The organism is Pseudomonas sp. WS 5146 (genome assembly GCF_012985495.1).
Taxonomy (GTDB): domain Bacteria; phylum Pseudomonadota; class Gammaproteobacteria; order Pseudomonadales; family Pseudomonadaceae; genus Aquipseudomonas; species Aquipseudomonas edaphica.
Window position 1 is genome coordinate 408,020 of record NZ_JAAQWL010000005.1, and the last position, 14,470, is coordinate 422,489.

The 14,470-nt window shown below is 59.7% G+C and carries 12 protein-coding genes; 7 read left to right on the top strand and 5 right to left on the bottom strand.

Features of this window, described 5'->3' with window-relative positions; all coding sequences use genetic code 11:
• The first annotated feature begins 253 nt into the window (after positions 1-253).
• Complete coding sequence (locus HBO41_RS16625; RefSeq protein WP_003188840.1) at positions 254-535, top strand: HU family DNA-binding protein; 282 nt, start codon at positions 254-256, stop codon at positions 533-535.
• Positions 536-616: 81 nt separating this feature from the next.
• Here the strand turns inward: HBO41_RS16625 and rlmF are convergent, their stop codons facing one another.
• From rlmF to HBO41_RS16650, 5 genes are all read right to left on the bottom strand, one after another.
• A complete protein-coding gene (gene rlmF / locus HBO41_RS16630; RefSeq protein WP_169986977.1) occupies positions 617-1,636 on the bottom strand; it encodes a 23S rRNA (adenine(1618)-N(6))-methyltransferase RlmF in 1,020 nt (339 codons plus the stop codon).
• 203 nt (positions 1,637-1,839) lie between these two features.
• Entirely contained in the window at positions 1,840-4,686 is a 2,847-nt protein-coding gene (locus HBO41_RS16635) for a valine--tRNA ligase (RefSeq protein ID WP_017135153.1), read from the bottom strand.
• Positions 4,687-4,898: 212 nt separating this feature from the next.
• On the bottom strand, positions 4,899-5,285 hold the full coding sequence (locus tag HBO41_RS16640; RefSeq protein WP_017136289.1) for a hypothetical protein: 387 nt from the start codon (positions 5,283-5,285) through the stop codon (positions 4,899-4,901).
• Between the two features lie 7 nt (positions 5,286-5,292).
• Complete coding sequence (locus HBO41_RS16645) at positions 5,293-5,721, bottom strand: DNA polymerase III subunit chi (RefSeq protein ID WP_017136290.1); 429 nt, start codon at positions 5,719-5,721, stop codon at positions 5,293-5,295.
• Between the two features lie 51 nt (positions 5,722-5,772).
• Positions 5,773-7,263, bottom strand: coding sequence for a leucyl aminopeptidase (locus HBO41_RS16650; RefSeq protein ID WP_017136291.1), 1,491 nt, complete (start codon positions 7,261-7,263; stop codon positions 5,773-5,775).
• Positions 7,264-7,547: 284 nt separating this feature from the next.
• Between HBO41_RS16650 and lptF the strand changes: the two genes are divergently transcribed.
• From lptF to era, 6 genes are all read left to right on the top strand, one after another.
• On the top strand, positions 7,548-8,666 hold the full coding sequence (lptF, locus tag HBO41_RS16655) for an LPS export ABC transporter permease LptF (RefSeq protein WP_017136292.1): 1,119 nt from the start codon (positions 7,548-7,550) through the stop codon (positions 8,664-8,666).
• Positions 8,659-9,738, top strand: a complete 1,080-nt coding sequence (lptG, locus tag HBO41_RS16660; protein WP_017136293.1) for an LPS export ABC transporter permease LptG — start codon at positions 8,659-8,661, stop codon at positions 9,736-9,738. The genes lptF and lptG overlap by 8 nt, the downstream gene beginning before the upstream one ends.
• 151 nt (positions 9,739-9,889) lie before the next feature.
• Positions 9,890-11,689 carry a translation elongation factor 4 gene (lepA, locus tag HBO41_RS16665; RefSeq protein ID WP_003210439.1) on the top strand — a complete coding sequence of 600 codons (1,800 nt, stop codon included), beginning with the start codon at positions 9,890-9,892 and terminating at the stop codon, positions 11,687-11,689.
• Positions 11,690-11,694: 5 nt separating this feature from the next.
• Positions 11,695-12,549, top strand: coding sequence for a signal peptidase I (gene lepB, locus HBO41_RS16670; RefSeq protein WP_017136294.1), 855 nt, complete (start codon positions 11,695-11,697; stop codon positions 12,547-12,549).
• 152 nt (positions 12,550-12,701) lie between these two features.
• Positions 12,702-13,391 (top strand): ribonuclease III, encoded by a 690-nt coding sequence (gene rnc, locus HBO41_RS16675; protein WP_017136295.1) that lies wholly within the window; start codon positions 12,702-12,704, stop codon positions 13,389-13,391.
• Positions 13,384-14,286 carry a GTPase Era gene (era, locus tag HBO41_RS16680; RefSeq protein WP_033902448.1) on the top strand — a complete coding sequence of 301 codons (903 nt, stop codon included), beginning with the start codon at positions 13,384-13,386 and terminating at the stop codon, positions 14,284-14,286. Before rnc ends, era begins: the two co-directional genes overlap by 8 nt.
• The last annotated feature ends 184 nt before the right edge of the window (positions 14,287-14,470 follow it).

The following is a 14,470-nucleotide window of genomic DNA, read 5'->3' on the forward strand; positions in this document are numbered from 1 at the left end:
GATAAAGCTGACCAAATGGGTATGTTGAGGCGGATATTTCCCCGTCTCTGTGCTAGTTTTGCCCCGTCTTACGCCAAGTCTCGGCGTTAAGCGTGCATTCAGCATCTGTCAGGTCGAACCAATCCCCGTTTCAAGCATCTATAACCCCGATCTCCGTGGTTATGGCCGGGGGTGCCAGGCCATGACGGTCGGGCTCGACGGCTGACACTGCACTCTGCAATCCATATGAATTTGATAGGGAAGGAACACCACAATGGCTATTACTAAAGACCAACTGATCGCTGACCTGGCTGAAGCAGTAGACGCACCGAAAACTACCGTGCGCGCTCTGCTGGACCAACTGAGCCAAGTTGTTGCTGATCAGCTGGAAAACGGCGGCGAAATCACTCTGCCAGGCGTTGGCAAACTGAAAGTGACCGAGCGTCCAGCCCGTACTGGCCGTAACCCTTCGACTGGCGCTGCCATCGAAATCGCTGCCAAGAAAGTTATCAAGCTGGTTGTGGCCAAAGGCCTGACCGACGCTGTTAACAAGTAAGACGCAGCAAAAAAAACCGTGCCTCGGAGCGATCCGGGCACGGTTTTTTGTTGCCTGCGATTTGTGCTGGGCTTTCTTGGGTTAGTCGCGCACCCAGCGCTGGCGCCAGATCTGCTGCTCATTCTTGGTCTGGAAGGTCCAGGCCACAAAACGGCTTTGCTTCTGGCCCTGGGACATCTCCACCACCTGGCTTTCCAGCACGCCGGCTTTTTTCAGGGCTGTCTCGATCGCGGGCAAGTTCGACGCTTTTGACACCAGTGTGCTGAACCACAGCACCTTGTGGGCAAAGTGCGCGCTCTCGGCGATCAGCTGCGTCACAAAGCGCGCTTCACCACCTTCACACCACAACTCCGCCGATTGGCCACCGAAGTTCAGCACCGGCAACTTGCGCTTGGGGTCGGCCTTGCCCAGGGCGCGCCATTTACGCTCGCTGCCCTTGGTGGCTTCGTCCATGGACGCGTGGAATGGCGGGTTGCACATGGTCAGGTCAAAACGCTCGCCCGGCTCCAGCAGGCCCAGCAGGATCTGCTTGGGGTTGGGTTGCTGGCGCAACTGGATGACCTTGCTCAGGTCATTGGACTGCACGATGGCCTTGGCGGCGGCCAAAGCGATTGGGTCGACCTCGGAGCCGAGGAAATTCCAGCGGTACTCCATATAGCCGATCAGCGGGTAGACGCAGTTGGCGCCCATGCCGATGTCCAGCACCTTGACGATAGAGCCGCGCGGAATCTTGCCGTCGTTGACGCTGGCCAGCAGGTCGGCGAGGAAGTGCACGTAGTCGGCACGCCCCGGCACTGGCGGGCAGAGGTAATCCTGCGGGATATCCCAATGCTGGATGCCATAGAACGATTTAAGCAGTGCCCGGTTAAACACCCGCACCGCGTCCGGGCTGGCGAAGTCGATGCTCTCTTTGCCATACGGGTTAATGATCACGAATTTCGCCAGTTCCGGCGTGGTCTTGATCAGCGCCGGGAAGTCGTAACGGCCTGTGTGGCGGTTGCGCGGGTGCAAGGTAGCCTCTTTGCGCGGCGCGACGGGCTTGGCCGGGGCTGCGGTTTTAGGCTTCTTGCGCGGTGGTTTGGGTGTGCTGGGGGCGGTCATGTTGATTCTGGTGTTGGCTCAAAGTGGTGGGCATTGTCACACATCCTGAGGCCAACTCGTTCAAATGTGGGAGCTGGCTTGCCTGCGATGGCATCAACTCGGTCTGGCGGTTACACCGAGTCGGCTGCACCGCAGGCAAATCAGCTCCCACAAAGAGCAAAAAAAAGAGACCCGAAGGTCTCTTTTTTCACACAGTTTCCAGCTTACAGGCTGGAAATTCGCGCATGTTGCTCGGCCAGCTTGCCCAAAGCCTGTTCCGCTTCGGCCAATTTGGCGCGTTCTTTGTCGATGACCTCAGCCGGCGCCTTGTCGACGAACGCCGCGTTGGACAGCTTGCCACCCACTCGCTGCACTTCGCCTTGCAGGCGCGCAATTTCCTTATCAAGACGCGCAAGTTCCGCGCCTTTGTCGATCAAACCTGCCATCGGCACCAGCACTTCCATCTCGCCAACCAATGCGGTCGCAGACAGCGGCGCATCTTCGCCAGCAGCCAATACAGTGATCGACTCCAGCTTCGCCAGCTTCTTGAGCAGTGCGTCGTTCTCAGTGAGGCGACGCTGGTCTTCGCTGCTGGCGTTCTTCACAAACACCGCCAACGGCTTGCCCGGCCCGATGTTCATTTCGGCACGGATGTTACGCGTGCCCATCATCAGGGTCTTGAGCCATTCGATATCACTTTCGGCCGCTTCATCGATGCGCGCTTCATTGGCCACCGGCCAAGGTTGCAGCATGATGGTCTTGCCTTCGATACCGGCCAGCGGCGCGATGCGCTGCCAGATCTCTTCGGTGATGAACGGCATGAACGGGTGCGCCAGGCGCAGCGCCACTTCGAGTACGCGCACCAGGGTGCGGCGGGTGCCGCGCTGGCGTTCGATCGGTGAATTCTCGTCCCACAGTACCGGCTTGGACAGTTCCAGGTACCAGTCGCAATACTGGTTCCAGATGAATTCGTACAAAGCCTGGGCGGCGAGGTCGAAACGGAACTGGTCGAGCTGGCGGGTCACTTCGGCTTCGGTGCGCTGCAGCTGCGAGATGATCCAGCGATCAGCCAGGCTCAGTTCGACGGCTTCGCCGTTCTGGCCGCAGTCTTCGCCTTTATCCAGCACGTAACGTGCAGCGTTCCAGATCTTGTTGCAGAAGTTGCGATAGCCTTCGACGCGGCCCATGTCGAACTTGATGTCGCGACCGGTGGACGCCAGCGAGCAGAACGTGAAACGCAGGGCGTCGGTGCCGTAGCTGGCAATGCCATCGGCAAACTCGTCGCGGGTCTGCTTCTCGATCTTCTTCGCCAGTTTTGGCTGCATCAGGCCCGAGGTGCGTTTCTGCACCAGGGTTTCCAGGTCGATGCCGTCGATGATGTCCAGCGGGTCCAGGACGTTGCCCTTGGACTTGGACATCTTCTGGCCCTGGCCATCCCGCACCAGGCCGTGTACGTACACGGTCTTGAACGGCACCTGCGGCGTGCCGTCTTCGTTCTTCACCAAGTGCATGGTGAGCATGATCATCCGGGCAACCCAGAAGAAAATGATATCGAAGCCGGTAACCAGCACGTCGGTGGAGTGGAATTTCTTCAGGAACTCAGTCTGTTGCGGCCAGCCCAGGGTCGAGAAGGTCCACAGGCCCGAGCTGAACCAGGTGTCGAGTACGTCGTTGTCCTGTTGCAGGGCGATGTCCGCGCCGAGGTTGTGCTTGGCACGCACTTCGGCTTCATCGCGGCCTACGTACACCTTGCCCGACTCGTCGTACCAGGCCGGAATACGATGGCCCCACCACAGTTGACGGCTGATGCACCAATCCTGGATGTCACGCATCCACGAGAAGTACATGTTTTCGTACTGTTTAGGCACGAACTGGATACGGCCGTCTTCCACGGCAGCAATCGCAGGCTCGGCCAATGGTTTGGTGGACACGTACCACTGGTCGGTCAGCCACGGCTCGATGATGGTGCCGGAACGGTCGCCCTTCGGCACTTTAAGGCCGTGGTCGTCAACGCTTACCAGCAAACCGGCGGCGTCGAAGGCGGCCACGATCTGCTTGCGCGCTTCGAAACGGTCGAGGCCGGCGTATTCGGCCGGGATCTTGCCGTCGATGCTCTCGTTCAGCGTGCCGTCCAGGTTGAACACCTGGCAGGCCGGCAGTACGGCGGCGTTCTTGTCGAAGATGTTCAGCAACGGCAGGTTGTGGCGCTTGCCGACTTCATAGTCGTTGAAATCGTGGGCCGGGGTGATTTTCACGCAGCCGGTGCCGAATTCAGGGTCGCAGTAGTCGTCCGCGATGATCGGGATACGACGGCCAACCAATGGCAGCTCGACAAACTTGCCAATCAGCGCCTGGTAGCGTTCATCGTTCGGGTTAACCGCCACGGCGGCGTCGCCGAGCATGGTTTCCGGACGGGTAGTGGCGACGATCAGGTAGTCGTTGCCTTCAGCGGTCTTGGCGCCATCGGCCAGCGGGTACTTGAGGTTCCACAGGAAACCTTTCTCGTCGTGGTTTTCCACTTCGAGGTCGGAAATTGCCGTGTGCAACTTGGTGTCCCAGTTGACCAGGCGCTTGCCGCGGTAGATCAGGCCGTCTTCATGCAGGCGCACGAAGGCTTCTTTCACCGATTCCGACAGACCATCGTCCATGGTGAAGCGCTCGCGGCTCCAGTCCACAGACGAACCGAGGCGACGGATCTGACGGCTGATGTTGCCGCCGGACTGGTCTTTCCACTCCCAGATCTTCTCCAGGAATTTTTCGCGACCCAGGTCGTGACGGTTTTGGCCGGTGGCTTCGAGCTGGCGTTCCACCAGCATCTGTGTGGCGATACCGGCGTGGTCAGTACCCGGTTGCCACAGGGTATTACGGCCCTGCATGCGGCGGAAACGGATCAACGCATCCATGATCGCATTGTTGAAGCCATGGCCCATGTGCAGGCTGCCAGTGACGTTCGGTGGCGGAATCATGATGGTGTAGGACTCGCCGGCACCTTGTGGGGCGAAGTAATTCTCGGACTCCCAGGTGTTGTACCAGGAAGTTTCAATGGCGTGCGGCTGGTAGGTCTTATCCATGCGCGGCGGGACCCTAGTTGGCATTAATTCAGGAAAGCCGACAAGTATAACGGGGGATAAGGCGCAGGGCGAGGCGAAGACGGGCTAGAGATGTATGTTGAGCAAATGTGGGAGCTGGCTTGCCTGCGATGGCGGTGTGGCAGTCGCCGAAGGGTTTGACTGAGAAACCGCCATCGCAGGCAAGCCAGCTCCCACAGGGATCTAAGTAAGGCTCAGGACTGGTATTGGCTGAGCAACCGCTCCATGCGCGCATCCATTCGCCGTTTGATCTCGGCTTCAATATGCGGGGCAAAGTCGTCGATCACATCCTGCATGATCAGTTGCGCGGCGGCACGCAGTTCATTGTCCAGGTGCAGCAGCAACGCGTCGGGGGCTTTTTCTGCGGCGGGTGCCGGTTCTGCAGTGGGGGCTGGTGTGACAGGTTCAGGTGCGGCAGGTTTGCCACCGACCATGTCGAACAACAGCGGAATCTGTACCTCGCCCTCGACCGATTCGGTCAGCAGCGGCGGTTGCAACTCATCATCACCGAGCAATTGACGGATCGACTCCAGGTCGTCCAGCAAGTGGTCGTCTTTTTTCAGCGGGTTTGGAGTGTCCATCGTGTGCTCAAAGTCGTTGTAGCCGGTGATCTTGCAGAGGATAGCCCTGTTCGCGGTAGAAACGGAAACTCTCCCGCGCGGCCTGACGAATAGCCGGGTCTTCGACCACCACTTCCGCCACGCGGGCAAAAGCCTTGGCAAAGGCCGGTACTTTCAGGTCGAGGTTCACCAGCAGGTCTTGGTGATCGCCGCAGTTGTCGCCCAAACCCAGCACAATCAGGCCTTCGGGTTCGGACTCGGCGGGGCCGTGGGGCACGAAGCTTTCGCCCTTGAAGCGCCACAGGCGGGCGTCAAGGTCTTCACGCTGAGCGGCATCGCTGCAATGCAGGTAGATGCGGTGGCCCATGCGCCAGGCTTTTTCGGTAAGTTTGCAGGCAAAGTCCAGGCGCGCAGAGGGATCGGCGCTGGGCAATATATAGAAGTCGACTTGGGTCATTGCGGTTCCTGAGACCGGGGCGCCGTGAAGGCCGCCCCGGAATCTTCAGTTTCAGGCTTTGGCGCGATCCAGCAGGTACTGGGTCAACAGAGGAACCGGACGGCCACTGGCGCCCTTGTCCTTGCCGCCGCTGGTCCAGGCCGTGCCGGCGATGTCCAGGTGCGCCCAGTTGAAGTTCTTGGCGAAGCGCGACAGGAAGCAGGCGGCGGTGATGGTGCCGGCTTTTGGGCCGCCGATGTTGGCGATATCGGCGAACGGGCTGTCCAGTTGTTCCTGGTACTCGTCGAACAGCGGCAGTTGCCAGGCGCGGTCGTCGGCAGCCTTGCCGGCGCTGAGCAGTTGCTCGATCAACTCGTCGTTGTTACCCAGCAGGCCCGAGGTGTGAGCGCCCAGGGCGACCACGCAGGCACCGGTCAGGGTGGCAATGTCGATCACGGCCTGTGGCTTGAAGCGTTCGGCGTAGGTGAGGGCGTCGCACAGCACCAGACGGCCTTCGGCGTCGGTGTTGAGGATCTCGACAGTCTGGCCGCTCATGGTGGTGACGATGTCACCCGGGCGTGCAGCACCACCGCTCGGCATGTTCTCGGCGCAGGCCAGGATGCACACCAGGTTGATCGGCAGCTTGAGTTCCAGCACGGCACGCAGGGTGCCGAACACGCTGGCGGCGCCGCCCATGTCGTATTTCATTTCGTCCATGCCGGCGCCCGGCTTGAGGCTGATGCCGCCGGTGTCGAAGGTGATGCCTTTGCCGACCAGCGCGTAAGGCTTCTCGGACTTCTTGCCGCCGTTGTATTGCATCACGATCAGGCGTGGCGGCTGGTCGCTGCCCTGGCCCACGGCATAGAACGAGCCCATGCCCAGTTCCTTGATCTTCTTCTCGTCCAGCACTTCAACCTTCAGGCCCTTGAACTCCTTGCCCAGCGCCTTGGCTTGTTCGCCCAGGTAGGTTGGGTGGCAGATGTTCGGCGGCAGGTTACCCAGGTCACGGGTAAACGACATGCCGTTGGCGATGGCGGTGGCGTGGGTGACGGCGCGCTCGACTTCAGCCTGGGCGGCCTTGATGGTCAGCAGGGTGATTTTCTTGATGGCGCGCGGTTCGGCCTTCTGGCTCTTGAACTGGTCGAAGACGTAACCGCCGTCCACCAGGCTTTCGGCCAGCAGGCGGGTCTTGCCGTAGCTGTCGCGGCCTTTTACTACGATTTCATCGAGGGCCAGCGCCGCATCGGTGCCGCCCAGGCCTTTAAGAGTGGTGAGGATACCGCTGATGATCTTGCGGAACGGGCGGTCGCCCAGTTCGGCGTCCTTGCCCACGCCCACCAGCAATACACGGTCGGCTTTGAGGTTGGGCAGGCTTTGCAGCAGCAGGCTTTGGCCAACTTTGCCGGCCAGGTCGCCGCGCTTGAGGACCGCGCTGATGGCGCCGCCGCTCAGTTCGTCCAGTTGCTTGGCGGCGGCGCCGAGCTTGCGCCCTTCGCCGACGGCGACCACGAGGGTGGCGGTTTTCAACGTTTCGGGGCTAACGCTTTTTACAACCAATTCCATTTTCGGGTCCCTTATTTAAGGTCTGTGAGCCTGGCGTCTGTACGCAGGCTTTGATGCTTGGCAGCTTTGTAAACCGCCCGCGACAAAGGCCGCAGTTTGAACCTCGCCAGAGCAGCCTGACAACCCTTGCAGCACGCTTTGTGCGCGCGTATGAGCAAGCACCGTGACAGGCGCGGTCAATCACAGGATAATGCGCAATCTTTTTAGCCGGCCCGTGCATGTGGGTCGACTCGGTATGCTTGCTTGTTTGGCCGCCTTAGCCTGACAACCCTGGAGTGTCTGGTTTGATCGTCTTCCGTTATCTGTCCCGCGAAGTCCTGTTGACCCTGAGTGCCGTGAGTGCGGTATTGCTGGTCATCACCATGAGTGGTCGTTTCGTCAAATTCCTCGCCCAGGCGGCCTCGGGCGCCCTGGATCCGGGCTCGTTGTTCCTGATCATGGGCTTTCGCCTGCCGGGTTTTTTGCAACTGATCCTGCCGCTTGGCCTGTTTCTCGGCATCCTGCTGGCCTATGGCCGGCTTTACCTTGAAAGTGAAATGACCGTGCTTTCGGCCACCGGCATGAGCCAGCAGCGTCTGCTGGCCATGACCATGGTGCCGGCCACCGGCGTTGCGCTGGTGGTGGCCTGGTTGAGCATGAGCCTGGCGCCCCAGGGCGCCATGCAGTTCCAGCTGCTGCTGAACAAGCAGGACGCGATGACCGAGTTCGATACCCTGGAGCCCGGGCGCTTCCAGGCGCTCAACGACGGCACGCGGGTCACCTATACCGAAACCATGACCGACGACCGCTCTAACCTTGGCGGTGTGTTCATCTCGCAGAAAAACCTCGGCCTGAACCAGAAGGACCGCGGTATTTCGATTCTGGTAGCCAACAGCGGGCGCCAGGAAATACGCCCTGACGGTAACCGCTACCTGATCCTGGAAAATGGCTACCGCTACGACGGCAGCCCTGGGCTGGCGGAATACCGGGCGGTCAAATACGACACTTATGGTGTAATGCTGGCCAAGCCTGACATCAGTGAAGAGGTCACCGACCGCGATGCACTGCCGACGCTATCGCTGATCGGTAATCCCGAGCTGCGCTCCGTTGCCGAGCTGCAATGGCGACTCTCCCTGCCGCTGCTGGTGTTCATCGTGACGTTGATGGCGGTGCCGCTGTCGCGCGTCAACCCGCGCCAGGGCCGCTTCCTCAAGCTGTTGCCGGCGATCCTTTTGTACATGGCTTACCTGACCATCCTGATTTCTGCCCGTGGCTCCCTGGAGAAGGGCAAGCTGTCGCCAACCCTGGGCCTGTGGTGGGTGCACGGGATCTTCCTGGTGATCGGCCTGGGGCTGCTCTACTGGGAACCTATCCGTTTGAAAATGAAGAGCCGTCGTGGCCTGAAGGAGTTGGCTCGTGGCTAAGCTCGACCGCTACATTGGTAGCAGCGTACTGATCGCCATCCTGGCGGTATTGGGCATCATCCTTGGCCTGGCTTGCCTGTTTGCCTTTATTGATGAAGTGGGCAACGTCACCGACACCTATACCGTCACCCACGTATTGAGCTACGTGGCGCTGACCGCACCGCGTCGCCTCTACGACATGATGCCGATGGCGGCGCTGATCGGCTGCCTGATCGGCCTGGGCAGCCTGGCCAGCAGCAGCGAATTGACCATTATGCGAGCGGCGGGCGTTTCCATCGGCCGCATCGTCTGGGCCGTCATGAAACCCATGCTGTTGCTGATGGCGTGCAGTGTGCTGATCGGCGAGTACGTAGCACCACCGACCGAAGCCACGGCCCAGGCCAATCGTGCCCTGGCCCAGGGTTCGGGGGATGCGCAGAGCGCCAAGCACGGCCTGTGGCACCGCCAGGGTGATGAGTTTATTCACATCAACGCCGTGCAACCGGGCGGTTTGCTGGTGGGTGTGACGCGTTATACGTTCGACAAAGAGCGGCATATGCTGACCTCCAGTTTCTCCAAGCGTGCGCAGTACGACGAGGGGAAATGGGAGCTGTACGATGTCACCACGACGTATTTCCGTAATGTGGGGCAGGGCATCAAGGCCTACACCGAAGTGATCAATGTGCCGTCTGAACAGTGGGACATTGCCCTGAAGCCGGAACTGCTCAATACCGTGGTCATGATCCCGGAAAGCCTGCCGATCTCCGGTTTGTGGAGTTACATCCACTATCTCAAGGATCAGGGCCTGAACAATGGCCGTTACTGGTTGGCATTTTGGGTCAAGGTGTTGCAGCCGCTGGTCACCGCCGCGTTGGTGCTGATGGCTATTTCGTTCATCTTCGGCCCGCTGCGTTCGGTAACGCTCGGCCAGCGTGTGTTTACCGGCGTGCTGGTGGGCTTTACCTTCCGCATCGCCCAGGACCTGCTTGGCCCGTCGAGCCTGGTATTCGGTTTCTCGCCGCTGTTTGCGGTGCTGGTACCGACGGCGGTCTGCGCCGTGGCCGGGTTCTGGCTGTTGCGCCGGGCCGGTTGATACCGCGCTTATGCACAAAAAATGCCCCGCTCATATGACCGGGGCATTTTTGTTCTGGTCAGCAAAGATGACGCCCGGCCCGAGCATCAGGTACAATTCCCGGCTATTTTTCAGCGGGCAATCTGCCTGCAGCCTTTTTGAGTGTTGATCCGTGAGTGATTTGAGTCATATCCGCAATTTCTCCATCATCGCCCACATTGACCATGGTAAGTCGACGCTGGCCGATCGATTCATCCAGATGTGCGGCGGCCTTGCCGAGCGTGAAATGGAAGCCCAGGTCCTGGACTCCATGGACCTCGAGCGCGAGCGCGGCATCACCATCAAGGCCCACAGCGTTACCCTGTACTACACCGCAAAAGACGGTATCAAGTACCAGCTGAACTTCATTGACACCCCTGGCCACGTTGACTTCACCTACGAAGTCAGCCGTTCGCTGGCCGCCTGTGAAGGTGCCTTGCTGGTGGTCGATGCCGGCCAGGGTGTTGAAGCCCAGTCCGTGGCCAACTGCTACACCGCGATCGAGCAGGGCCTTGAGGTCATGCCGGTACTGAACAAGATCGACCTGCCCCAGGCCGATCCTGACCGCGTTAAAGAAGAAATCGAAAAAATCATCGGCATTGACGCCACCGACGCCGTCGAGTGCAGCGCCAAGACCGGCCTGGGCGTTGACGAAGTGCTCGAGCGCCTGGTCAAGACCATTCCTGCGCCTACCGGCAACTACGAAGATCCGCTGCAAGCGTTGATCATCGACTCCTGGTTCGACAACTACCTGGGCGTTGTTTCCCTGGTACGCGTGCGCCACGGCCGTGTGAAGAAGGGCGACAAGATCCTGGTCAAATCCACCGGCAAGATCCACCTGGTGGACAGCGTCGGTGTATTCAACCCGAAACACACCGCCACCACCGACCTCAAAGCCGGTGAAGTGGGCTTCATCATCGCCGGTATCAAGGACATTCACGGTGCGCCAGTGGGTGACACCCTGACCTTGAGCTCCACCCCTGACGTCGACGTGCTGCCGGGCTTCAAACGCATCCAGCCGCAGGTTTACGCCGGCCTGTTCCCGGTCAGCTCCGACGACTTCGAAGACTTCCGCGAAGCGCTGCAGAAGCTGACTCTCAACGACTCGTCGTTGCAGTACACCCCGGAAAGCTCCGACGCCCTGGGCTTCGGCTTCCGCTGCGGGTTCCTGGGCATGCTGCACATGGAGATCATCCAGGAGCGCCTCGAGCGCGAATACGACCTGGACCTGATCACCACGGCGCCGACGGTTATTTTTGAGCTGGCGCTGAAAACCGGTGAAACGATTTACGTCGACAACCCGTCCAAGCTTCCGGATCTGTCCTCCATCGAAGACATGCGCGAGCCGATCGTGCGGGCCAATATCCTGGTTCCGCAAGAGCACTTGGGCAACGTTATTACCCTGTGTATCGAAAAACGTGGCGTGCAGCACGACATGTTGTTCCTCGGTACCCAGGTGCAAGTGACCTACGATTTGCCGATGAACGAAGTGGTTCTGGACTTCTTCGACCGTCTCAAATCCACCAGTCGCGGCTATGCTTCGCTGGATTACCATTTCGACCGTTACCAATCGGCTAATCTGGTGAAACTGGATGTGCTGATCAACGGCGACAAGGTGGATGCACTGGCGCTGATCGTGCACAAGGACAACGCGCACTACAAAGGTCGCCAGTTGACCGAAAAGATGAAAGAACTGATTCCGCGCCAGATGTTCGATGTCGCGATCCAGGCCGCCATTGGCGGGCAGATCATTGCACGGACCTCCGTCAAGGCACTCAGAAAGAACGTACTGGCCAAATGCTACGGCGGTGACGTAAGCCGTAAGCGCAAGCTGCTTGAGAAGCAAAAGGCCGGTAAGAAACGCATGAAGCAAGTGGGCAACGTGGAAATTCCACAAGAAGCCTTCCTTGCAGTGCTCAGGTTGGATAGTTAGGTCCTATGTCACTAAATTTCCCGCTGTTGCTGGTCATCGCCGTTGCCGTTTGCGGTCTCCTGGCGTTGCTCGATCTGGTGTTCTTCGCCCCGCGTCGGCGGGCGGCGATCGCCTCGTATCAGGGCAGCGTCAGCCAGCCCGATGCGGTGGCAATCGAGAAACTGAACAAAGAGCCTTTGCTGGTTGAATACGGCAAGTCGTTCTTCCCGGTGTTGTTCATCGTGCTGGTGCTGCGTTCGTTCCTGGTGGAGCCGTTTCAGATCCCTTCGGGGTCGATGAAACCTACCCTGGACGTGGGCGACTTCATCCTGGTGAACAAGTTCTCCTACGGGATCCGCCTGCCGGTGCTCGACAAGAAAGTCATCCCGGTCGGTGACCCGCAGCGCGGCGATGTGATGGTGTTTCGCTACCCAAGCGACCCGAACGTCAACTACATCAAGCGTGTCGTGGGCCTGCCGGGCGACGTGATTCGCTACACCAGCGACAAGCGCCTGTTCGTCAATGGTGAGTCGGTAGCCGAGAAGTTGATCGGCACCGAGCCGAACACCCTGGGCAGCGCTGAGCTGTATCAGGAAAAACTCGGCGCAGTAGAGCACCAGATCCGCAAGGAAATGAGCCGCTACCGCTCGCCGCCCGACACCGAATGGAAAGTGCCGGCCGGGCACTACTTCATGATGGGCGACAACCGTGACAACTCCAACGACAGCCGGTATTGGGATGACCCTAATATCCCCAAGGACCTGCTGGGCATGGTTCCCGACGAGAACATTGTCGGCAAGGCCTTTGCGGTCTGGATGAGCTGGCCGGAACCCAAGCTCAGCCACCTGCCGAACTTCTCGCGGGTCGGGCTGATCAAGTAATACAGGCGGCGCTGTGAACACAGCGCCGAATGCTTTTCTGGGGTTGGGACAATTATTGGCCCAACTCCTTGCTGCACCAATCAGGATTTGAATTTGAACACTGCGTCAATCGTCGATGGCCGCCGGTGCCACCAAACAGAAATGGGTAAACCGTGAGCGTTTCTCTAAGCCGTCTCGAGCGCCAGCTCGGCTACACCTTCAAGGACCAGGAATTGATGGTCCTTGCCCTCACACACCGCAGCTTTGCAGGGCGCAATAACGAGCGCCTGGAATTCCTCGGTGATGCCATCCTCAACTTTGCCGCCGGTGAGGCGCTGTTCGAGCGTTTCCCGCAAGCGCGCGAGGGCCAGCTGTCACGCCTGCGTGCACGCCTGGTAAAAGGCGAGACCCTGGCCGTGCTGGCCCGTGGTTTCGGCCTGGGTGAGTACCTGCGCCTGGGGTCCGGCGAGCTGAAAAGCGGTGGCTTTCGCCGCGAGTCGATCCTGGCCGATGCCCTCGAAGCGTTGATCGGTGCGATCTACCTGGATGCAGGTATGGAGACCGCCAAGGAGCGCGTAGTCGCCTGGCTGGCGTCGGAGATCGAGAGCCTGACGCTGGTCGACACCAACAAAGATCCCAAGACCCGCCTGCAGGAATACCTGCAGTCGCGTGGTTGCGAACTGCCACGTTACGAAGTGGTGGATATCCAGGGTGAACCCCATTGCCGCGTGTTCTTCGTGGAATGTGAAATCACCTTATTGAATGAAAAAAGCCGAGGTCAGGGTGTGAGCCGTCGTATTGCCGAACAGGTAGCGGCCGCTGCAGCACTGATTGCCCTGGGCGTGGAGAATGGCCATGACTGATTCAACCGCAACACGCTGTGGCTATGTTGCCATCGTCGGCCGCCCGAACGTGGGCAAGTCCACGCTGCTGAACCACATCCTCGGCCAGAAGCTGGCGATCACCTCGCGCAAGCCGCAGACCACCCGCCACAACATGCTGGGTATCAAGACCGAAGGCACTGTGCAAGCGGTGTATGTCGACACCCCGGGCATGCACAAAGGCGGCGAAAAGGCCCTCAACCGTTACATGAACAAGACCGCTTCGGCGGCGTTGAAAGACGTTGACGTGGTGATCTTCGTGGTCGACCGCACCAAGTGGACCGACGAAGACCAAATGGTTCTGGAGCGCGTGCAGTACGTCACTGGCCCGTTGATCGTCGCGCTGAACAAGACCGACCGTATCGAAGACAAGGCTGAGCTGATGCCGCACCTCAGCTGGCTGCAGGAGCAACTGCCGAACGCCCAGATCATCCCGATCTCGGCCCAGCACGGCCACAACCTCGACGCTCTGGAACGTGTGATCGCCGAGCACCTGCCGGAGAACGAGCACTTCTTCCCGGAAGACCAGATCACCGACCGCAGCAGCCGTTTCCTGGCCGCCGAACTGGTACGCGAGAAAATCATGCGCCAGATGGGCGCCGAGCTGCCGTACCAGATCACCGTCGAAATCGAAGAGTTCAAGCAGCAGGGCAAAACCCTGCATATCCACGCGTTGATCCTTGTAGAGCGTGACGGCCAGAAGAAAATCATCATTGGCGACAAGGGCGAGCGCATCAAGCGCATCGGCACCGAAGCGCGCAAGGACATGGAATTGCTGTTTGATTCCAAGATCATGCTTAACCTGTGGGTGAAGGTTAAAGGTGGTTGGTCCGATGATGAGCGCGCGCTGCGTTCCCTGGGCTACGGCGACCTGTAACCCTCCGCCTGATGGCGGGTGGGCTTGTTGTGGCGAGGGAGCTTGCTCCCGCTGGGCCGCGAAGCGGCCCCAACAAGGTCGGCGCGTTTTACCTGACGTAACTCTATGGCTGGTATAGGGGCTGCTTCGCAGCCCCGCGGGGGCAAGCCCCCCCGCCACAAAAGCGCCCTCCTTCTTTAGAGAC